A 19,657-nucleotide genomic window follows, 5' to 3' on the forward strand; every position below is an offset into this window, starting at 1 on the left:
ATCGGGGTGCGGGGGAGGGGCTGGGTGCCTCGATGGTGGGGTGCAGCGGCTGCGGTTCGGTTGTTGGTCGTGAGGGAATCTGAGTCTGTGAGGGTTCCCCTCACGTACCGAACTGCTGCAGCAGGGTGCTGAGGGGGGTGGTGGTGAAGGAGGGGAGGACCAGGTCTGCTTTGGCGAAGTCCAGCGTTGCCGTGATGGGGTTTGGTACTGCGATGGTGGTGATTCCGGCTGCTTTCGCCGCGCTGACGCCGTGGGGCGAGTCTTCGAAGGCGAGCGCTTCTTCTGCGGTTACCCCTAGGGTGCGCAGGGCTGCCAGGTAGGTGTCCGGGTCGGGTTTTGGTTTGTGGCGGTCGCCGGTTTCTACTGCGGTGAAGCGGGCGGCTAGGCCTAGCCGCGCCAATTGGCCGTGTACCCAGGTGCCGGAGGAGCTTGAGGCGACGCCCAGGGGCAGTCCTCTGGTGGCGGCCTCGTCCAGGTAGTCGAGTACGCCTTCGCGTGGGCCGTCTTCGGCTAGGAGTTCGTGTACTCGTGCGCACATTGCCGGGTGCAGGGTTTCCGGGTCGACGTCTTCTGCTTGTTCGGCCAGGAGTTTGACCATCGTCGCCGCGGTGTTCTGGGTGCCGATGACTGTGTGCCAGACGTCCAGGGGCAGTTCGAGCCCGTGTCCGGTGAACATTTCCTGCCAGGATCGCAGTACTGCTGCCTCGGTGTCGGCGAGAGTGCCGTCGAAGTCGAAGATCAATGCTCGCGTGGCCACGTCTCGCAGCTTGCCTCACCAGGGCTGGCGGCGGGTCAGGTCGTGGCGAAAAACTCCGCCAGCACCGGGGCCAGCGCGGCGGTTTTCACCAGGTGGGTCTGACCGGGCAGGGTGCGGTAGGCGGCGTGGGGCAGTTGGGCCGCCGCTGCGGCGACGCCGTTGCGCATCCAGGCGGGGCTCTTGCCGCCGTCGAGGATCAGGGCGGGGGCGGTGATTCCGGACCAGCGTCCGTCGGGGAGTGGGCGGCCGGCCTGGTTGTCGTCCATCACCTGGGCGTCGTAGGCCAGGGTGTGGGCTACTCGCTTCATCCGCGGCCACGCGGGCATCAAGCGCATCATCAGGACCATCAGGGCGGGCAGCCCGACGCCTTCGACCATGAACGTCTTGATCGCGCCGCCCGGTTTTCCGGCGGCGATGGCTGCTTCGAGCTTCGCCTGGTAGCCGGCCGGGACGCGCTTGCGGGTGCTGTCGACGACGAACGGCGGTTCGTACACCGCGAGCTTCTTGACTGGCACGCCGCGATGGACCGCTTCCAGGACCAGGGCGGCGCCGGACGAGATGCCGTACACGCTGATCTCTCCGCCTGCTTCCTTGGCCAGCGCGGCGATGTCTTCGATCTCACGTTCCACTTCGTACGGGCCGGTGTCGCCGCTTTCGCCTCTGCCTCGGCGGTCGAACGTGTAGACGGTGAAGCGGTCCGACAGGGCTTTGGCGAGATCGTCGTTGGGGGTCGAGGTGCGATAGCAGAGCGCGCCGTCGACGAGGACGAGTGCGGGGCCGGAGCCGGTGCGGGAGTAGGCGATCTGGGTGCCGTCGGCGGACGTGACGGTGGGCATGGGGTTCCTCCTCGGTGGTGCCGTGGGGAGAACCCTCGCATCCGATTGTTTGAGTTGTCAAGACAAAAAAATTAGCCGGTGGGATCTGGGGTGCCGCGAGGGCGGAGGGGCGGGGGGTCAGGCGCTGCGCAGGGTCAGCAGGGCGATCTCGTTCGGCGCGAAGACCCGGAACGGCGGGCCCCAGAAGCCGGAGCCGCGGCTGTTGTACAGCTGGGTCGGGCCGTGCCGGGTGAGGCCGGACAGGGTGGGCTGGTCGAGGCGGACGAGGAGGTGGAACGGCCAGATCTGGCCGCCGTGGGTGTGGCCGGAGATCTGCAGGTCGACGTTTTCCTCGCGGGCCTGGGCGACCTGTTTCGGCTGGTGGGCGAGCAGGACGACGGGGACGTCGGGATCGGAGCCGTCGAGGGCGGCGGCCAGGTCGGGACCATGGCCGGGCAGGCCGGAGGCGGCTCCGGTGGGGTCGTCGATGCCGGCGAAGAGCAGACGGGCTCCGTCGCGTTCGATGAGGGTCGAGCGGTTGTGCAGGGTGTCCCAGCCGAGGCTCGCCATGTGGTCCAGCCAGGCTTGGGCCTCGCCGAAGTACTCGTGGTTGCCGGTGATGTAGAACCGGCCGAGCGGGGCTTGCACGCCGCCGAGCGGGTCGACCTGCTTGCGCCGCTTGGCGACCGATCCGTCGGCGAGGTCCCCGGCGTGGCAGACGACGTCGGGCCGCAGCCGGTTCAGTTCCGCGACCAGGCGTTCGGACCAGCGGGTGCGGTCGAGCGGGCCGTAATGGGTGTCGGTGACGACCGCGACGCGCAACCCGTCGAGCCCGGGACCGAGCTTCGGCAGCACGACGTCGACCGCCTTCACCGGCGGCACCCGCATGGCGATCCGGTTCCCGCTGACGAGCAGCACCGCCGCGACGGCGAGCGTGACCGCGGCTACGATCCGTGGCCGCGCGGGATCGTCCACTCCGGACACCAGCAGGATCAGCCGCAGCACGTGCGTGAGGACGCTCCAGGTGAACAGCACCCACACCGTGCCGAGCGTGACGTCCCCGATCCGCGCGGCGGCGTCGTTCTGCTTCGGACCGTGCCCGAGCACCATGAGCACCGGAAAACTCAGCGCGGCGACGGCGAAAACGACCGTGCCGGAGACGGTGGCCGCGACCGGCCAATCCGGCAGCAGCACGAGCACCGACCACGGCTCGCCGAACAACAAGAGCACCGCGGCGACCACGAAGGCAGCCCGACGAACTCCAACCACGGTTCTCTTCCCTTCGCCCGCGTACTACCCAGCGTAGCCGCACCTTGTGGGCGGGGTTCGCCGAGACGGGCGCGCGGGGTGACCTCGGGCTGTAGAGAAACGCGGCTGCTGGTCCGAATCAATGGCAGCGGGGCGGTGACCAAGCGGGCGTCTCCGGCGCGCGACCTGGAATCACGTCGCGCAGACCGGAACGTCCGCTGTTTCACGCGCTGGTCAGCCGCTCGCGGGTAGGGAACTCCCGCGTGCGGCGGTGGCCGGGCGAGGCGGGTTTGGCTTGCGCGTCCTGGGGCCGCCTTCGGAGAAACGGCGGCCGGGCGAAGCGGGGTCAGCTCGCGTCTTCCCGGCCCGCGCGCCAGCTGGCCACCGTTTCCTCCACGTCCAGCGGCCGGGCTCGCAGCACGGGACCGTCCTGCGGCATCGCGTGCGCCCTGCGGATGCGGGCGTTCAGATCCTCGACGATTTCCCGCACCTTGCCCTCGGCGTGGACTTTCGCCAGTTTCCGCGGCAGGTCTTGGATTTCGCGCGGCAAGGCGAGTGCCGGCGGCAGGAACGCGGCTACGTCGAGGTCGCCTTCGCGGGCGCGCCGGATCGCCCAGTCGGTCGCGGCGTCGTGGCCGGTCGGGGGCGGCAGCGGTTTTCCCGCTCCGGGAAGGTCTTCGAAGTCGCCGCGAGCTTCGGCGGCGGCGATTTGCCGGTCGACCCAGGAACCGTACGACACGCCCGGCGGTTTGCGTTCCGTCACCGGAACCACCTCCCTCGCTGCCCAGCGTAGCGGCCAAGGCGCCGTCGCGGAGGGGACGAAGGTCCTGAAACGGCAGGTAAGATCCCACGCTGACCGTACGAGGCCGGGAGGGGACGCGATGATCGTCGAGCACGAGGGCGACGGTCCCGGGGCCGCGCGCGAGGAGGTCGCGCGCACGCTCGCGCTGCTGTGGCGCGACTGCGCGGGAGCCCCGGAACCCTCGGCCCGCGGCAGGCGGCCGACGCTCACCATCGAACGGATCATCGTGGCGGCCATCGCGGTCGCCGACGCCGAGGGACTCGTCGCGACGTCCATGCACCGCGTCGCGAAGGAACTCGGGGCGGGCACGATGACGCTCTATACCTACGTTCCCGGCAAAACCGAGCTGATCGATCTCATGGTCGACACCGTTCTCCTCGAACGAAATCTCCCCGGACCCGGCGAGTCGCGGCCGGAGGACTGGCGTGCGCGGGTGCGCGTTTACGCGGACCGCACGCGCGAGATCTACCGTCGGCATCCGTGGCTGCGGGAGCGGTCCAGGGTCCGGCCCGCGCTCGGTCCAGGGCAGCTGGCCGGTCAGGAATACCTGCTGTCCATTATGGAGAGTCTGGGCCTGCCCGCGCGCGAAATCGTGGCGGCGGCCAATTCGGTCGCGGGCTATGTGGACGCGAACGCGGCGGCCGAGGCGGAGAGTGTCCACTTGGAACGGACCACGGGGCAGTCCAATGACGCGTGGTGGGGACAGCGTTCTTCGTTCTGGCGCACGTATTTCGACGTCGAGTCCCATCCGGCGATGAACCGGACCTGGCTTTCCGGTGGTTTCGACAAGCCGTCGGCGGAGCAGGCGTCGGACGCGTCGGAGTTCGGTTTGGACCGGCTTCTCGACGGGATCGCCGCCCGGATCGACCGGGCTGGCGAATAGGCTCATCCGCCTGCGATGGGTGCCGGGAATGGCGTCGGCGGTCGCTCGGCCGGTGCTGACCGGCTGCCCGGGGCCGGTCAGCGCCGGGCTCCGGGTCTCGCGGCCGTTTCCGGTGCACTGCGGCGAGTTTGACGAGTGTGCGGACCTCCATCGCTGGCGGTGGTCCGGCGCGGAGGACAACGAGGTGCGGCTCAGGACGTGGTCCGCTGCGGGCGGGTCAGGAATCCCCGAGCGAGAACCGAACCCCGGTCGCTTCCTCGGAAAGCTCCCACAACCGACGGCCCCGCTCTGGATCCCGAGACGTGCCCAGCACCCTGCCCAACCGGGGCCGGCCCACCCCGCCGAACGCCGGACCGTAGTAAGCGCCGCCGGTTACGGCGGGGTCGGCGGCGGCCCGAACCGCTGGCCAGGCACCGTGGTCCTTCCCGTGCGTATAGGGCGCGAGCAGCCGCATCACCGGCACTGGCTGGGTGATTCCCGGCCGCGCGGGGCTGGTCCGCTCCAGGCTGAACCCCGGATGCGCGAGGATCGCCCGCACCGGCGAACCGGCCGCACGGAGGCGTCGGTCGAGTTCCATCGCGAACGACTGCACCGCATGCTTCGACAGCGCATACGCGCGGAAGTCCGAATACTTGCGCGAACTCTGCAGGTCATCGATGTCGTACGGATACATCCGGGTGATCAGGCTGCCCGCCAGCACTACGCGCGCGGACGACGCGGTCAGCACCGGCATCGCCAGCGCGGTGAGGGCGAAGTGGCCGAAATGGTTGGTGCCGACCGCCAGTTCCAGGCCCTGTTTCGTGGTCCGGCGCACCGGTCCGGGGGCGGTGCTGCCAGCGTTCTCGATCAACGCGTCCAAGCGGTCCAGCCTGCCCAGCGCTTCGACAGCGGCCGGGACGGAGTCGAGGTCCGCGAGGTCCAGCGGGATTGTGCTCAGCGAAGCCGAACCGACCCGGGTGCGCACCATCTCGACTGCCGCGCGCAGTCGTGAAGGGTCACGGCCCAGCAGGGCGACGCGGGCTCCGGCGGCGGCCAGCTGCTCGGTGATGAAGTAGCCGATCCCGGCGTTGCCGCCGGTCACCGCGTAGACCCGGCCAGTCAGGTCAGGCAGGTTCCGAGGATTCCACGCCACGATCGCTCCCCCGTAGTCCGGTTTCGGCCCGGACTATACGAACGCCGCGGTCAGTGCGTCGGCGCGGCCTCGGTGGTCGTGCTGGAAGTCGTGGTGCTGGACGTCGTCGGGTTCGCCGGGGCGGAGCTGGACGGCGTCGTGCTCGTCGTCGGCGTGGTGCTGGTGGGCGTGGTGCTGGTGGGGGTCGAGGGCGTGGTCGGCGTCGTGCTGGTCGGCTTCGCCGGGGAGGAGCTGCTGCTCGGCGCGGTGCTGCTGCCGGGAAGCTGCGTCGGGGTGCCGGGCTGCTGGCTCGGCGGGGCCGGGGTCACCGGTGGCGGGGCGGGCGGGGCGACGTCGCCTGCCGGGCTGCCCGCGGCGGCTTCGACCGCTCCGGGGCCGGGCGGGGCTCCGATCGGGACCTGGCTGTCCGGCAGCTTCGAGACGCCGTTGCGGTAGCCGTACGCGTACGCCATTACGGTGTCCACGTAGGACTGCGAATTGTTGTACCGGCGCACCGCGAGGCGCTGGTTGGCGTCGCTGGAGAGATCCAGGCCTCCCGAGCACAGGTAGCGCGCCGTGGCGAGGGTCTCGTCGTAGATGTTGTTCGGGTCGGAGACGCCGTCGCCGTTGCCGTCGGAGGCGTAGGACGCCCAGGTCGACGGGATGAACTGGGTCGCGCCGACCGCACGGTCCCACACCGGGTCGCCGTCGTAGCGGCCGTGGTCGGTGTCGCGGATCGCGGCGAACCCGCCGGAACCGTCGAGTACCGGGCCGAGGATGCGTTCGAGGGTGTTGCCGCGCGCGTCGACGTAACCGCCGCGGGCGTGGTTCGACTCGACCCGTCCGATGGCCGCGATCAGCGCCCAGTCGACGTGGCAGCCGGGCTGTTCGCGGGCCATGATGTCGGCCGCGTTGCGGTAGGCGCGCAGCATGCTGTCCGGGATGCCCAGCGGGCCTGCGGTGGTCGCCGAGCCGGGGCCGTTCGGGTAGCCAGGGACGCCGAGTGCCTGCGGGACCGGCGGCTGCGGGAGGCTGCCGTCGACGCCGATCGGCGGGAGCGTGACGCCCGGCGGCATCCCGGGGACGCTCGGCGCGGCCTGGGCGGCCGGCGGCGGTTCAGCGGCGCGCAACGCCACCGGGATGCCGGACGAGGTCACCGTCGGCAGCACCACGAGCGCGCCGCCGGCGAGGGCGGCGAAAGCCCGGCTCCGGGCGTTCCGACCCTGCGGGCGGCGTCTGGCCATGCGCGTCTCCCCGTTCGTTCTGCCGTGTGCGGCCAAGCTAGCGGATCTGTCCGCGATCCGGTGAGGGGTCGACGGAATTCTGTCCGTTCCGGCCAACTTTCGTTCGTCTGGCATAAAACCTTTGGCGGGTTCCGGTCACCGGGGCTTAACCGGAATTTCACTGAATAGGCCGAATGGAGCAATCCGTTCGGCGGGTCCACTGTGGACCCTGGGTGGATCAGGCCGCCGGGCCGAATCGTTTGCGGTATTCCGACGGCGACAGGCCGGTGTGCCTGCGCAGTTGCAGCCGGAGATTCGCGCCGGTGCCGAGCCCGGTGCGGGCGGCGATGGGATCCAGGCCGTGCTCGCCGCGTTCGAGGAGCCGGCGGGCCAGCGTCACGCGTTCGGCGGTGAGCCAGGAGAGCGGCGTCGTGCCGAGTTCGGCGCGGAACCGGCGATGCAGCGTGGCGGCGCTGGTCGACGCGCGGGCGGCGAGGTCGGTGACCGCGAGCCGCTGGTCGAGATGCCGGCGAGCCCATTCCAGCACCGGGGCGAGCGAGGCGTCCGGAATCTCCGGCATCGGACGTTCCACGAACTGTTGCTGGCCGCCTTCGCGATGTCCGGTGAAAACGAGGCGGCGGCTCACCGTGTTGGCGATTTCCGCGCCGTGGTCGCGTTGGATCACGTACAGCGACAAGTCGAGTGCGGCCGCGCTTCCGGCGGCGGTAAGAATGGTCCCGTCGTCGACGAAGAGGACGTCCGGCTCCAGCCGGACTCGCGGGTAGCGCGCGGTGAACGCTTCGGCCCATTTCCAGTGTGTGGTGGCCCGGCGATCGTCCAGTACCCCGGCCTCGGCCAGGGTGAACGCGCCGGTGCAGAAGCTCATCAACCGTGCGCCGCGGGCGTTCGCCCGCTGGATCGCGGCGAGGATTTCCGGGTCGGCGGGGGTGTCTGGATCCGGCCGGTTCGGGACGATCACCGTGTCCGCGCTCTCGACCGCATCGAGGCCCGCGACGTCGGCGAGGGTGAAGAAGCCGAGGTGCATCCGGGCTTGCCCGCCGGGAGCCGCGAGCGCGAAGTCGTACCACGGCCGGCGCAGTTCCGGCCGGCGCAGGCCGAACAGTTCCGTCGCGACGCCCATCTCGAACGGGTTCGAGCCGTCGCCGACGACCATCACGACGCGGTGCGAGGATCCTTTCGACATTTGCGATTCCTAGCACTCCCGGTCGCGCGAGGCCAGGCCCAGGATCGAACTATGCCAACCCAGCCCCTCGATCTGCGGGCCGTGCTCGCCGGATTCGACGCCCCGTGGAGTCCTCGGATCGTCGCCAACGTCAACGACTACGACATCCGCCTCGCCCGGTTCGCCGGCGAGCATGTGTGGCACAAGCACGACGACACCGACGAGTTCTTTCTCGTTCTCGACGGCAGCATCGAGATCGGCCTGCGCGAAGCGGGCGGCGAACGCACCGTGATTTTGACCCGCGAACAGGCGTTCGTGGTCCCGCGCGGCACGTTCCACAAGCCGTCGTCGAAGGGGGGCGCGGTGGTGCTGCTCGTCGAGCCGTCCGGGACGCTTTCGGTCGGCGACGAGCACGAAGAAGTGCCCGGCACGGTTGACGTGACCGTTGGGCATCGCGTCTGACCTGCTGGGTTGCACTGTGGGACGGCGTATCCTCGCCGTCATGAAACGCACTTCCTTCGCGCAGTGGCCGTGCTCGATCGCCCGGACCATGGACCTGCTCGGGGACTGGTGGACGCCGCTGGTGCTGCGGGACGCCTTCTACGGCGTCCGCCGCTTCGACGAGTTCCAGCAGGCGCTCGGCATCGCACGCAACACCCTCGCCGACCGGCTGCGCAGGCTGGTCGACGAGGGCTTGCTGGAAAAGCGGGCCTACCAGGCCGAACCGGTGCGCTACGACTACGTGCTCACCGAGAAGGGGCGCGATTTCTGGAGCGTGCTGGCCGCGATGACGGCCTGGGGCGACCGGTGGCTGGCCACCGAAGCGGGCACGCCGATCGTGCTGCACCACGACGCCTGCGGGCACGACACGACCGCGACCGTCGTCTGCGCGGATTGCGGCGAGCCGTTGTCCGCTGACGACACCCGGATGCGGCGCGGGCCCGGTTTCCCGGAGCGCCTCTCGCAGCGGCCGGACGTCCAGGCGAGGTTCGCGCCGCAGGAGTAGCGGCTGCCGGCCTCCGGTGCGATTGACAGGGTCAGTCTAGTTGCGCAACTATGCTGGTCGAGACGTCAATGGAGGAGGACTCGGCATGGAGTGGACCGGCGCGCGGTACGCGGACGCCCCGACTGTGCAGGTGGACGCGTGGATCGACGGCTCGCCCGAGCAGGTGTGGCGGTTCGCCTCGGACGTCGCGCTGATGCCGGAGCTGAGCGGCGAACTGCAGTCGGTCCAGTGGCGCGACGAGGGTTCGGCGCCGGCGCTCGGACGGTCCTTCGTCGGGCGCAACCACCACAAGATGCGCGGCGACTGGGAAACCACCTCCTACATCGTCGAATGCGAGCCGCCGCGCGTCTTCGCCTGGGCGGTCAGCGATCCGGCCAATCCGACCGCGGTCTGGCGGTTCACCCTCGCCCCGGAGAACGGCGGCACGCGGCTCACGCAGTGGGCGCAGATGGGGCCGGGGCCCTCCGGGGTGACCGAGGTGATCGCGCGGATGCCGGAGAAGGAGCAGAAGATCGTGCACGTCCGGCTGAGCGAGTTCGAGGCCTCGATGACCGCCACGCTCGGCGCGATCAAGGACCGCGTGGAAGCCGCCGGATGATGCGCACGGCCACCACCGTCGAGGCGTCGTCCGGCTGGCCGGAAACCCGGGATTTCGTGCTGGAGGCGGAAAAACTGGGTCTCGGCGAATGCTGGGTGGCCGAGGCCTGGGGTTCGGACGGGCCGTCGGTGCTCGGCTACCTCGCCGCGCGCACGGACCGGATCCGGCTCGGCTCCGGGATCATGCAGCTCGGCGTGCGCACGCCGGTCGCGCTCGCGCAGGCCGCGCTCACCCTGGCCGAGATGTCCGGCGGGCGGTTCGCGCTGGGGCTCGGGCCGTCGGGTCCGCAGGTGATCGAGGGATTGCACGGGGTGCCGTTCGCGCGGCCGCTGACCCGGATGCGCGAGACGGTGCAGATCATCCGCAGTGCCTTCGCCGGGGAGAAGATCTCCTTCACGGGCAGGGCTTTTCAGATCCCGCTGCCGGGAGAGTCCCGCCCGATGCGGCTGTCGACGACGCCGAACGAGGACATCCCGATCTACCTGGCCACGCTGTCCCCGCGAATGCTGGAGCTCACCGGCGAACTCGCCGACGGCTGGCTGGGCACGAGCTTCGTCCCCGAGGGTGCCGACGCCTACTTCCGCTACCTCGACGCCGGGCTCGCGAAAGCAGGTCGGAGCCGAGGCGATCTCGTGGTGTGCCAAGGCGCGGAGGTCGCGTTCGCGTCCGATGAGGACGAACTGCGCACCATGGTCGCCGGGCGCAAGAAGGAACTGGCCTTTTCGCTGGGCGGCATGGGTTCGGCGAGCACGAACTTCTACCACGACGCTTACAGCAGGCAGGGCTGGGCGGATGTCGCCGCGGAGGTGCGGGAACGCTGGCAGTCCGGCGATCGCGACGGCGCGGCCGAGCTGGTGACCGACGAGATGGTGCTCGCGACGACCCTGATCGGCACCGAGGACATGGTCCGCGCGCGGCTGAAGGTGTGGCGCGCCGCCGGTGTCGACACGGTCCGGCTGTATCCGGCCGGCGACACCCTGGAAAACCGGCTGGCGACGCTGGGCCGGGCACTCGAGTTGGTAACGGAAGTGCCCTGACAGACCAAGCATTGAGCCAATCGGCTGCGTCGGCGGGTCCGGCTGCGCCATAGTGTCGGCGATCCCGGACCCCAAGGAGCCGCTCGATGCGCAAGATCGTGTCCACCCTGTTCGTCTCGCTCGACGGCGTGGTCGAGGCGCCGGACCAGTGGTCGCTCTCGTACTGGAACGACGAGCTCGAACACGCGGTGGGCGACGGCATGGCGGACGCCGACGCGATGTTGCTCGGCCGCGTGACCTACGAGGGCTTCGCCGAGGCGTGGCCCGGCCGCACGGACGACCCGGGCGCGGAGTTCATGAACAGCGTGCCGAAGTACGTCGCGTCCACCACCCTGACCGCGGCGGACTGGAACAACACGACCCTCCTGCGCGGCGACCTCGGCGAGGCGATCGCGGACCTCAAGTCCGGCGCGGGCGGCGACATCATGACCAGCGGAAGCACGACACTCGTGCGCTGGCTCCTGTCGCACGGGCTGGTGGACGAGCTGACCCTGCTCCAGTACCCGGTGGTGGTCGGCAAGGGGCGGCGGTTGTTCCCCGCGGAGGGGCCGCGGCTGGACTTCCGGCTGGAAGACACGACGGCTTTCCGCAACGGGGTGCTGCGGCTGGTTTACCGGCCGTCCGACGACTAGGTCTCGCGGGCCGCGCCGTCATCCCTTTCGGACTTCCGGTTCGGCCGGTTCCGCGAGCGTCTCCAGCGCGGAAAGCAGGCGCGGGCGGTCCTTTGCCGGAATCTTGGCGAGGAGATGCCGCCTGACCGCTGCGGCGTGGACCGGCCGGGCGGCGCTGATCGCGGCACGTCCGGCGCCGGTTGTTTCCACCAGGACGCCGGATCGTGTCGTGTCCGACCCGCGCACGAGCAGGCCGCGTTCCTGCGTCCGCGTGAGCTGATGCGACATCCGGCTCCGATGCCAGCCCATCGATTCGGCGAGCAGACTCTGGCGCAGCGCGCCGCCGCCGAGGTCTTCGAGGGCCGAACTCGGGGTCGGACAATCCGGCCGCGTCGGCGATCTCGTCGCCGATCCGCGCGCACCACTTCGGCGGCGGCCTTCCACGCCGTCGATCTCCGGACAGCCCCGCATCGCAATGGTGACCGGCGGTACCAAGGGAATCGGGCTCGCGGCTGAGGGTTTTACTGCCCTGCTCGGCGCACGCGACCTCGAAGCCGGACGCCGCGTCGATCGGCGGCGACGTGCGCGCGCTGCGGCTGGACGTCATGGTCAACGACGCCGGGGTGAACACGATGACGTTTCGTGCTCTCGACCGGCTGCCTCGTCCCACCGAGGAAACCGTTGACAACATGCGCCGGGTTTACGAGGTGAACGTGTACGCGGTCGTGCGCATGATGCGTGCGTTCCTGCCGCTGCTGCACGAGTCGGACGCGCCCCGCGTGGTCAACGTGACCAGCAAACGAGGCTCGCTCGGCGAGGAAGGCGCCTACGTCGGCCAACTGTCGATGGTCTATTCGAGTTCCAAGACCGCCTTGAACGCCGTCCCCGTCCACTACGCGCGCGAGTTCGCCGGTACGGCGGCGAAGATCAACGGAGCGGCACCCGCAGTCCTGACGAAGGGGCCGCCGTCGTCATTCGCCTCGCCACGCTCGGGCCGGACGGGCCGACCGGGGAGGTCTGCGAGGACGACGTGCGCCTCGCCTGGTGAACGCGCATCGCCGCGCGGTTCAGTTCACCTGCCGCCCGTGCCCGTCCCAGAACGGCTGGCGCAGCTTGAACTTCTGGATCTTCCCGGTAGCCGTCCGCGGCAGCTCCGCGAGGAATTCCACCCGCTTGGGGCATTTGTATCCGGCCAGGTGCTGGCGGCAGTGCGTGATCAGTTCGGCCGCGGTCACCTCGGCCCCGTCCGGCACCACCAGCGCCGTGACCAGTTCGCCCCATTTTTCGTCCGGGATGCCGATCACCGCGACCTCCCGGACGGCCGGGTGCGAGTTCAGCGCGTCCTCCACCTCGATCGACGACACGTTCTCGCCGCCGGTGATGATGACGTCCTTCTTGCGGTCGGCGATGGTCAGGTAGCCGTCGGTGAAGGTGCCGCCGTCGCCGGTGTGGAACCAGTTGCCTTCTTGCACTCGGGCAGTCTCGTCCGGGTTTTCCCAGTAGCCGTCGAGGTTGTGGTTGCTTTGGGTGAGGACCTCGCCGTCGGCGTCGATCGCGACGCGGACGCCCAGTGCCGGCGCGCCTGCCCGGCCGAGGAGCTTCGCCTGCTCGTGCGAGTCAAGGCCGGCCCATTCGCTGCGGAAGCGGTTGACGGTGACCAGCGGCGACGTCTCGGTCAGGCCGTAGATCTGGATGAACTCCCAGCCGAGTTCGGCGCGCACGCGTTCGATGGTGCGGGTCGGTGGCGGCGCGCCGGCCACGACGATGCGGACTCGGTCGCGGCCGGGGATTTCGCCGTCCCAGGCGGCGGCGCCGTCCAGGGCCGCGGTGACGACGGCGGGGGCGGCGCACATGATCGTCACGCCGTGTTCCTGCACGCGGCGCAGGATTTCGGTTCCGTCCACCTTGCGCAGCACGATGTGCCGCCCGCCGACACCGGTGACCGCGTACGGCATGCCCCAGCCGTTCGCGTGGAACATCGGCAGCGTGTGCAGCAGGACGTCGTTGTCGCTGAGCGTGGTGTGCAGGCCGAAAGTCGTTGCGTTGAGCCACAAATTGCGGTGCGTGAGCTGGACGCCCTTCGGTCGCGCGGTGGTGCCCGAGGTGTAGTTGATCGTCGCGGTCGCGGATTCGTCGGCGGACCACGGCCGCGGTTCGTCGTCGCCGCCCCAGATCTTGTCGTCGTCCTCGCCGAGGACGAACACGTGTTTCGCGGTTACGCTGTCCAGCAACGGTTTCAGCTCGGGGTCGATCATCAGGACCTCGGCACCGGAATGCTCGACGATGTAGCGCACCTCGGCGGGCGCGAGGCGGAAGTTCACCGGCACCAGGACGCGGCCCCAGCCGGAGACGCCGAAGAACGACGTCAGCAGCCGCGCGGAGTTGTGCGAGACGACGGCGACCCGGCCGCCAGCGGGAACGCCGAGCGCGTCGAGGTTCGCCGCCTGCGCGCGGGCGCGGCGGGCGAGCTCGCGGTAGGTCACCGAGCCCCAGGACGGCGCGGGCTGCGCCGGTTCGTCCACCACCGCGACCCGGTCCGGATACACCGTTTCGGCGCGGTCGAGGAAATCGCGGACACTCAGGCTGTAGAACACGTGCCGATCCCTTCGCGTCAGCGGGCCGCACTGCCCGCGCGGGTGATTTTCGCTCGCCGCACTGAATCCGGCCACCCCACATGGAGGGTGTCCGGCCAACGGGACTTCAGAGGTAGCCGACGATGCAGAATTCGTGCCCCTCGGGGTCGGTCAGCACCAGCGCGACGTCCTCTCCGGGGTAGTCGTGGCGCACGCCGGTCCACTGCCCGCCCAGCTGTTCGATCCGCGCTCGCGCTTGCTGTCCACCTTGCCGCGCTTCGGTTCGGGGACGCGCTGGAACGTCGGGCGAGAAGCGCGTTGCAGAAGCCGGCCAGCGGCGCAATCGATCGTGACGCCGCTCAGTCGTCTCACGGGGCCCGCAGCAGCCCGGCGGCGCGTGCCCGGTTCACCGCCTGCACCCGGTTGGACACAGCCAGCTTCCGCATCGCGTGCTTCAGATACGACTTGACCGTGTTGGGCAGCAGGCCGAGCCGGTCGGAGATCTCGTCGTTCGTGCAGCCCTCGCTGACCAGCCGCAGTACGTCGACCTCGCGCGGGGTCAGCGCGACGCCCGGCAGGTCCAGCTCCGGACGCAGCCGTTCGCAGACCGCCAGCAGCCGCTGCCGGGCGGTTTCGTCGGTGATCGACCCGGCGATCGCGGTGAGTTCGGCATGCAGGTCGCCGCGTTCGGCAGCGGGAACGGCCGTCGGCGTGGCCAGCCGGCGCTGCACTTCCTCTTCGACCTCGATGTCGCGTCCCAGCCGCGTCGCCACCGCGGTCGCCGCGTGCAGCAACCGATCGCCGAACGTGATCGAGTCCCGGGAGGCCGCGTACAGCACCGCGCGCGTGGTCTCGCCGACACGCACCGGCAGCGCCACCATCGCGCGCAGCCGTTCGGGTTCCACCGCGTGGTCGTATTTGTGCGTGATGCCCTGTGCGCTGAGGTAGTCGACCACCGTCGACGGCCGGGCCAGTGCCACCGCCTTGCCGCCGAGCCCGGCTCCGGTGTCCACCTGCACGTGCTGCAACGACCGGGTCGTGGTGCCGCGCAGCTGGTCGATGACATGCGAACGGGAAGCCGCCGACACCGGCCCGCCCATCGCGACCGGCAGTTCGGTGGCGATTTGCAGTGCTTTGAGCGCACCGGCGACCAAGGGGCTGGCCGTCAGCGCGAGCCGGCCCGGAGGCGTCATGGGCACCGTCCCGCTTCACTCGACCTTGCTGGGTGGACGTCCACGTTACGCGTTGCGTCGCGTTCGGACTACTCGTGTGGTTCGGTGGCACACGTGGCAACCTCGGATTTCGATACCGTCGCCGACCGGCTCTACGCGGGTGAACCGGCCGACTTCGTCGCGGAGCGCACCGCGGCCGCCCGCGCGGCGAAGGAAGCGGGCGACGTCGAGCTGGCGCGCCGGATCCGCGCGCTGCGCAAGCCGACCGCGGCGGCGGCGTACGTCAACCGCCTGGCGCGCGACGGTTCCGCTCCGCTGTCCGAGCTGGCGTCGCTTGGCGACAAGCTGCGCGACGCGCACGAGCAGCTCGACGGCTCCCGGCTGCGCGAGCTGGCGCACCAGCGCGCGGAGCTGGTGCAGCGGATCGTGCGGGACGCGACCGGTCTGAGCGATTCCGTCGAACGCGAGGTGGAGGAAACGCTGGAGGCGATCGTCGCGGACGCCGACGTGGCCCGGCTGGCCCTGGCCGGACGGCTGACGTCGAAGGCCCGCCAGGACGCCGACCGCTGGCTGTCGCTGCCGACGAATCCCGCGCCCGCCAAGAAGACCCGGCAGTCCGAAAAGGACCGGAAGGCCGAGGAGGAAGCCCGCGTCCGCGCCTTGGAACGGCGGCAGGCGGTGCGGGCGCGAGCGGAAGCCGAGCGGAATCTGCAGCGCGCGGAGCGGACCGCGGAACAGGCCGACGACCGGGTGACCGAATTGCGGGAACGGCTCGCCGAGGCGGAGCAACGCGCCGCCCGGGCGGCCGGCGAACTGGCCAAGGCGCAGAAGACCTTCGAGGAAGCCGACGATGCCGTTCAGCGGTCTTGACGGCGAACTCGCGTTGTCGCCGCTGCGTCCCGACGACGCCGAGGCGCATTTCGCGGGCGAGGACCCGGAGCTGATCCGCTGGCTCAACGGCGGGCCGGGGACGCTGGCCGGGACCCGGGAGTACTTCCGGCACTGCCAGCAGGAGTGGGCTACCGGCGGGTCGTTGCGGGCGTTCGGCATCCGGGTGCACGGTGTGCTTGCCGGGACGGCCGACCTGCGGTTCTCCGGCGAGTATCTCGCGCCGGGCGAGGTGAATGCGGCGTATGGCTTGTATCCGGAGTGGCGAGGTCGCGGGTTCGCGACGCGGGCGGTGCTGCTGGCCCTCCGGTACGCGGCTGGCGAGGGGGCGAGACGGGCGGTGATCAAGGCGGAGCCGGAGAACGCGAACTCCGCTGCGGTGGCGCGGCGGGCCGGATTCGAGCTGAGCGGCCGGGTCACCGAGGGCGGCGAAGTGTTCGAGAGGTACTTCCTGGACCTCGGCTAGCGGTCGATTTCCTTCCCGGCGCACCACACCGCGCGAATCGATCGCGTCGCCGACAGGTCCGCCAGCGGGTCGCCTTCGACGAGGACCAGGTCGGCTCGCAACCCGGGCCGGATTTCGCCGCGATCGGTCAGCCCGAACGCTTGTGCCGTGGCCACGGTGGCGGCCCGCAGGATCTCCAGCGTGCTCAACCCCGCTTCGGCCAGCAGTTCGAACTCGTGGTGCAGGCTCGGCCCGTGCGCGATCTCGGCCGGGGCTCCGGGATTCCCGTTGGCGTCGGTACCAGCGAGGATCTCGATTCGGGCAGCGTGCAAGGCGGCCGCGTTGGCGACGAAATCCCCCGTGGTGCCAGCGAAACGGGGGAGTGCCGCTTCCATCATGGTGAGCGTCGGGATCGCCGTCTGCCCGGCGGCTTTCATCGCTGCGACGTCCCCGGCGGCGATCCGGCCGGCCAGGGGCACATGTGTCACGAATCGCGCGCCGGTCGCCACGGCCAGGTGGTAAGCGCCCGGGGTCGCCGCGTGCACAACTGTGGCCAACCCCCGCCGCCGCGCCGCATCGACCAGCGCCTGCAGAGCTTCCGCGGGCGGTCCGCCGTCACCAGGAGCTTCGGCGACGCCTTTGACGTAGTCGACGCCTTCGGCCACCCGTGCTTCGACGAACTCGGCAGCGGCTTCCGCGGTCGTCACGATCGAGGAATCGGGCATCCCCGGGATCCGGACGTGCATGCCGCCGGGGCCGATCGCGGGAGGACCGGCGCTGCGGAAATCCGCCGGGCCCGCCGCGCGCAAGGCAGCCACGCGATCGGCTGGCCAGCACGCCATGTCCAGCCCGGTCGTGACGCCCCACGCCGCGAGATCGGCCAGCTGCTCCGGCCGCTCCAGGTGGACGTGCGCGTCGATGAACCCGGGCAGCAGCGTCGCCCCGGCGACGTCGATTTCCCGTGCCCCAGCGGGATCCGTGCCCAGCACCGGCCCGTCGATCACCACGGTGCGCGGTTCGGTGAGCCCTAGGCCGTCGAAGACGCGCGCGTTGCGCAGAGCGGTTTTGGCCACAGTCCCTCCCCGGGTCAGTGCACGCGATACCGCAAGAGTACTGAGTTGTCGTCCACCAGGGCAGAAAGAAGTTCGAGCTGCTGTGGGTCGATGGCCGCGCCCATCGCGACGCGCGGTGCGTCCCCGGCGATCAGCATCGGCGCGACGGTCAGGCGCAGTTCGTCCACGGCGCCCGCGGCCAGCAGCGACGCGAACAGGTGCGGTCCGCCCTCGCAGTCGATGCGGCGGAGTCCTCGGCGGGCCAGTTCGTCCACCGCGGTCCGCAGATCGACGTCACCGTGCCGGGGGCGCGGGCGCTGGTCGTCCGGGTCCGCTCGCAGGGCCGGGTCGCCGGTGGCCTCGTGCAGGGTTGGGTCGCCTGTCCCAGCGACCAGGACGTCCGCCCCAGCCGACGCCCAGGCCGCGCGCAGGTCCGGATCGGTCGCCGCGCTCGTGATGACGATCGTCGGCACCAGTGCCCTGGTGAGCACCGGGGCGTCCGGCGGCAGCGAACGGCCGGTGCTGACCACGGCGATCGGCGCGATCGGGGCCAGCCCGTGCCTGCGCCGCCGTTCCGCGGTCTTCTCGTCCGGGCGCAGGCCCTCGAACCCCTCGGCCTGTGCGGTGCCCGCGCCGACCAGCACGACGTCGGCGAGGTCGTTGCCCAGCCGGTAGACGATCCGGTCCGCGGGCGTCGACAGCCCGCCCGAGCGGCCGTCGATGGTGATCCCGCCGTCGGCGCTCGACACGAAGTTCACCGCGAGCCATTTCGGCACGTCCGGATAGACGTACAGCCGCTCGACGTCAGCCTCGGTGCGGTCCTGGTTGCCGGGAAAGATCTCGCGCATCAGACCGACCGTACAACGTTCGCCGGCGGCCGGGTGCCGATGATGCTCGCCACCATTTCCGCGACCTGCCGCGTCTCGCGGACCTGGTGCGCGCGGAACATCGCCGCGCCGTGCAGCGCGGACACCGCGGTGGCGGCGAGCGTGCCGATGACCCGTTCGCCGACCGGGAGGTCGAGCGTTTCGCCGATCACGTCCTTGTTCGACAGCGCCATCAGCACCGGCCAGCCGGTCGCGACCAGCGCGTCGACGTGCCGCAGCAGTTCGAGCGATTGGTAGGAGTTCTTCCCGAAGTCGATGCAGGGGTCGATCATGATGCCCTCGCGCGGCACGCCCGCGGCGAGCGCGCGTTCGGCCAGCGCGGTGGTGCCTTCGACCACCGCGGCCACCACGTCGTCGTACACCGGCCGGAGCGCTTCGGTGCGCGGCACCAGACCGTTGGTGTGCGAGCAGATGTAGCCCGCACCGTGCTCGGCGGCGACGTCGAGGATTTCCGGCTCGATCGCGGCCCAGTTGTCGTTGACCAGGTCCGCGCCCGCGCGGCAGACGGCGTCGGCGACCTCGGCGCGGTAGGTGTCCACGCTGATGACCAGGTCGGGGAAGTGCTCGCGGGCCCATTCGACGGTCGGCACGACCCGGCGGATCTCCTCGGCCGCGCTGACCTCGGGGCCCTTGCCCGCGGGCACGCCGCCGATGTCGATCAGGTCGGCGCCTTCGGCGTGCGCGCGGCGGATAGCAGCCTGCGCGGGTGCTTCTTCGAAGGTCGCACCGTTGTCGTAGAAGGAGTCGGGAGTGCGGTTGATGATGGCCATCACCAGGGCGCGGTCACTGGTGAGGCGGCGGCCTCGGAACACGAGGTCGGGCGTGTGCATGCGGTCTCCCGGGCCGGAACGAAAGATCTCGCGTGATCATAGGCGAGTTCGCGGCGGGAGTACGTCCGGCAGGTGGCGGGCGGAGCGGTCCGGAGGCCACCTGCGTCCGGGCGTTCAGCGGTGCGATCAGGAGGCGAGCGCCTCGTTGACGGTCAGGAACTCGCCCGCGGTGCGGGTGGCGGAGAATTCGATCACGCGGTAATGCGCGAGCCGTTGCAGCACGAGCGGATCGGTGGCGAGCACGGCGTCCAGCTTGCCGCGCTGGCACGGGCGGGAGATGATGACCTGGTCCGCGTCCTCGTTTCCTTTTCCGGAAACGAGGAACAATCCGTGCGCGAAGTGGCTTCGCAGCCACTCGGCGTGTTCTGCCAGCGCGTAGTCGACTTCGTTTCGAGGTGCTGTGTAGGACAGCAATGCGATGTACATGACCTCAGCGTAGGACGCTTCCCCGGATGGTGCATCCTCCTCCCGAGTGCCGTCGTGTGTCATCGAATGGTCAAGTATTCCCAATAACTCTTTACGGATGCGCGTACTGT

At 70.3% G+C, this 19,657-nt stretch carries 23 protein-coding genes and 1 pseudogene; 9 read left to right on the top strand and 15 right to left on the bottom strand.

Going from position 1 to position 19,657, the window contains the following annotated elements; genetic code table 11:
• Positions 1-100: 100 nt before the first annotated feature.
• The 4 genes from A4R44_RS14820 to A4R44_RS14835 form a co-directional block, all read right to left on the bottom strand.
• A complete protein-coding gene (locus A4R44_RS14820; RefSeq protein ID WP_067580340.1) occupies positions 101-757 on the bottom strand; it encodes an HAD family phosphatase in 657 nt (218 codons plus the stop codon).
• A gap of 35 nt (positions 758-792) precedes the next feature.
• Positions 793-1,593, bottom strand: a complete 801-nt coding sequence (locus A4R44_RS14825) for an alpha/beta fold hydrolase (RefSeq protein ID WP_067580342.1) — start codon at positions 1,591-1,593, stop codon at positions 793-795.
• Between the two features lie 117 nt (positions 1,594-1,710).
• Positions 1,711-2,841 carry a metallophosphoesterase gene (locus A4R44_RS14830; RefSeq protein ID WP_067580344.1) on the bottom strand — a complete coding sequence of 377 codons (1,131 nt, stop codon included), beginning with the start codon at positions 2,839-2,841 and terminating at the stop codon, positions 1,711-1,713.
• A gap of 325 nt (positions 2,842-3,166) precedes the next feature.
• A complete protein-coding gene (locus A4R44_RS14835) occupies positions 3,167-3,583 on the bottom strand; it encodes a DUF1992 domain-containing protein (protein ID WP_067581210.1) in 417 nt (138 codons plus the stop codon).
• A gap of 118 nt (positions 3,584-3,701) precedes the next feature.
• Here A4R44_RS14835 and A4R44_RS14840 point away from each other — a divergent pair, with 118 nt between their 5' ends.
• Positions 3,702-4,505 (top strand): TetR/AcrR family transcriptional regulator, encoded by an 804-nt coding sequence (locus tag A4R44_RS14840; protein ID WP_067580346.1) that lies wholly within the window; start codon positions 3,702-3,704, stop codon positions 4,503-4,505.
• Between the two features lie 217 nt (positions 4,506-4,722).
• On the opposite strand, the gene A4R44_RS14845 is transcribed toward A4R44_RS14840, so the two are convergent.
• The 3 genes from A4R44_RS14845 to A4R44_RS14855 form a co-directional block, all read right to left on the bottom strand.
• Entirely contained in the window at positions 4,723-5,637 is a 915-nt protein-coding gene (locus tag A4R44_RS14845; RefSeq protein WP_067580348.1) for an SDR family NAD(P)-dependent oxidoreductase, read from the bottom strand.
• A 50-nt stretch (positions 5,638-5,687) separates the two neighbouring features.
• Positions 5,688-6,860 (bottom strand): lytic transglycosylase domain-containing protein, encoded by a 1,173-nt coding sequence (locus tag A4R44_RS14850; protein WP_067580350.1) that lies wholly within the window; start codon positions 6,858-6,860, stop codon positions 5,688-5,690.
• A 217-nt stretch (positions 6,861-7,077) separates the two neighbouring features.
• On the bottom strand, positions 7,078-8,043 hold the full coding sequence (locus tag A4R44_RS14855; RefSeq protein WP_067580352.1) for a helix-turn-helix domain-containing protein: 966 nt from the start codon (positions 8,041-8,043) through the stop codon (positions 7,078-7,080).
• Between the two features lie 51 nt (positions 8,044-8,094).
• On the opposite strand from A4R44_RS14855, the gene A4R44_RS14860 reads away from it, so the two are divergent.
• The 5 genes from A4R44_RS14860 (at position 8,095) to A4R44_RS14880 (ending at position 11,295) form a co-directional block, all read left to right on the top strand.
• Positions 8,095-8,484, top strand: coding sequence for a cupin domain-containing protein (locus A4R44_RS14860; protein ID WP_067580354.1), 390 nt, complete (start codon positions 8,095-8,097; stop codon positions 8,482-8,484).
• Positions 8,485-8,524: 40 nt separating this feature from the next.
• A complete protein-coding gene (locus A4R44_RS14865; RefSeq protein ID WP_067580356.1) occupies positions 8,525-9,028 on the top strand; it encodes a helix-turn-helix domain-containing protein in 504 nt (167 codons plus the stop codon).
• A gap of 85 nt (positions 9,029-9,113) precedes the next feature.
• On the top strand, positions 9,114-9,626 hold the full coding sequence (locus A4R44_RS14870; protein WP_067580358.1) for an SRPBCC family protein: 513 nt from the start codon (positions 9,114-9,116) through the stop codon (positions 9,624-9,626).
• Complete coding sequence (locus A4R44_RS14875; RefSeq protein WP_067581212.1) at positions 9,626-10,663, top strand: LLM class flavin-dependent oxidoreductase; 1,038 nt, start codon at positions 9,626-9,628, stop codon at positions 10,661-10,663. Before A4R44_RS14870 ends, A4R44_RS14875 begins: the two co-directional genes overlap by 1 nt.
• An 86-nt stretch (positions 10,664-10,749) precedes the next feature.
• Positions 10,750-11,295 carry a dihydrofolate reductase family protein gene (locus A4R44_RS14880; protein ID WP_067580360.1) on the top strand — a complete coding sequence of 182 codons (546 nt, stop codon included), beginning with the start codon at positions 10,750-10,752 and terminating at the stop codon, positions 11,293-11,295.
• Between the two features lie 18 nt (positions 11,296-11,313).
• Here the strand turns inward: A4R44_RS14880 and A4R44_RS14885 are convergent, their stop codons facing one another.
• Entirely contained in the window at positions 11,314-11,745 is a 432-nt protein-coding gene (locus tag A4R44_RS14885) for a MarR family winged helix-turn-helix transcriptional regulator (protein ID WP_067580362.1), read from the bottom strand.
• A 161-nt stretch (positions 11,746-11,906) separates the two neighbouring features.
• On the opposite strand from A4R44_RS14885, the pseudogene A4R44_RS50290 reads away from it, so the two are divergent.
• A pseudogene (locus A4R44_RS50290) lies at positions 11,907-12,167 on the top strand (SDR family NAD(P)-dependent oxidoreductase); the annotation flags it as partial.
• Positions 12,168-12,341: 174 nt separating this feature from the next.
• Here A4R44_RS50290 and A4R44_RS14890 read toward each other — a convergent pair.
• From A4R44_RS14890 to A4R44_RS14895, 3 genes are all read right to left on the bottom strand, one after another.
• The gene (locus A4R44_RS14890; RefSeq protein WP_067580364.1) at positions 12,342-13,868 is read right to left on the bottom strand and encodes an AMP-binding protein; all 1,527 of its coding nucleotides are present in this window, start codon (positions 13,866-13,868) and stop codon (positions 12,342-12,344) included.
• Between the two features lie 106 nt (positions 13,869-13,974).
• Positions 13,975-14,190, bottom strand: coding sequence for a VOC family protein (locus A4R44_RS52340; RefSeq protein WP_198545292.1), 216 nt, complete (start codon positions 14,188-14,190; stop codon positions 13,975-13,977).
• A gap of 25 nt (positions 14,191-14,215) precedes the next feature.
• Complete coding sequence (locus tag A4R44_RS14895) at positions 14,216-15,040, bottom strand: response regulator transcription factor (RefSeq protein ID WP_067580366.1); 825 nt, start codon at positions 15,038-15,040, stop codon at positions 14,216-14,218.
• A 93-nt stretch (positions 15,041-15,133) separates the two neighbouring features.
• On the opposite strand from A4R44_RS14895, the gene A4R44_RS14900 reads away from it, so the two are divergent.
• The gene (locus A4R44_RS14900; RefSeq protein ID WP_067580368.1) at positions 15,134-15,889 is read left to right on the top strand and encodes a hypothetical protein; all 756 of its coding nucleotides are present in this window, start codon (positions 15,134-15,136) and stop codon (positions 15,887-15,889) included.
• On the top strand, positions 15,870-16,373 hold the full coding sequence (locus A4R44_RS14905) for a GNAT family N-acetyltransferase (RefSeq protein WP_067580370.1): 504 nt from the start codon (positions 15,870-15,872) through the stop codon (positions 16,371-16,373). Before A4R44_RS14900 ends, A4R44_RS14905 begins: the two co-directional genes overlap by 20 nt.
• Here the strand turns inward: A4R44_RS14905 and A4R44_RS14910 are convergent.
• From A4R44_RS14910 to A4R44_RS14925, 4 genes are all read right to left on the bottom strand, one after another.
• Positions 16,370-17,425 carry an amidohydrolase family protein gene (locus tag A4R44_RS14910; RefSeq protein ID WP_067580372.1) on the bottom strand — a complete coding sequence of 352 codons (1,056 nt, stop codon included), beginning with the start codon at positions 17,423-17,425 and terminating at the stop codon, positions 16,370-16,372. The two genes, A4R44_RS14905 and A4R44_RS14910, sit on opposite strands and share 4 nt — an antisense overlap.
• A gap of 14 nt (positions 17,426-17,439) precedes the next feature.
• Positions 17,440-18,252, bottom strand: coding sequence for a pyrimidine reductase family protein (locus A4R44_RS14915; RefSeq protein ID WP_095213351.1), 813 nt, complete (start codon positions 18,250-18,252; stop codon positions 17,440-17,442).
• Positions 18,252-19,121 carry a dihydropteroate synthase gene (gene folP / locus A4R44_RS14920; protein WP_067580373.1) on the bottom strand — a complete coding sequence of 290 codons (870 nt, stop codon included), beginning with the start codon at positions 19,119-19,121 and terminating at the stop codon, positions 18,252-18,254. The genes A4R44_RS14915 and folP overlap by 1 nt, the downstream gene beginning before the upstream one ends.
• A gap of 126 nt (positions 19,122-19,247) precedes the next feature.
• Complete coding sequence (locus A4R44_RS14925) at positions 19,248-19,547, bottom strand: YciI family protein (protein ID WP_067580375.1); 300 nt, start codon at positions 19,545-19,547, stop codon at positions 19,248-19,250.
• Positions 19,548-19,657 lie beyond the last annotated feature (110 nt).

The organism is Amycolatopsis sp. M39 (assembly GCF_001651785.1).
GTDB lineage: Bacteria > Actinomycetota > Actinomycetes > Mycobacteriales > Pseudonocardiaceae > Amycolatopsis > Amycolatopsis rubida.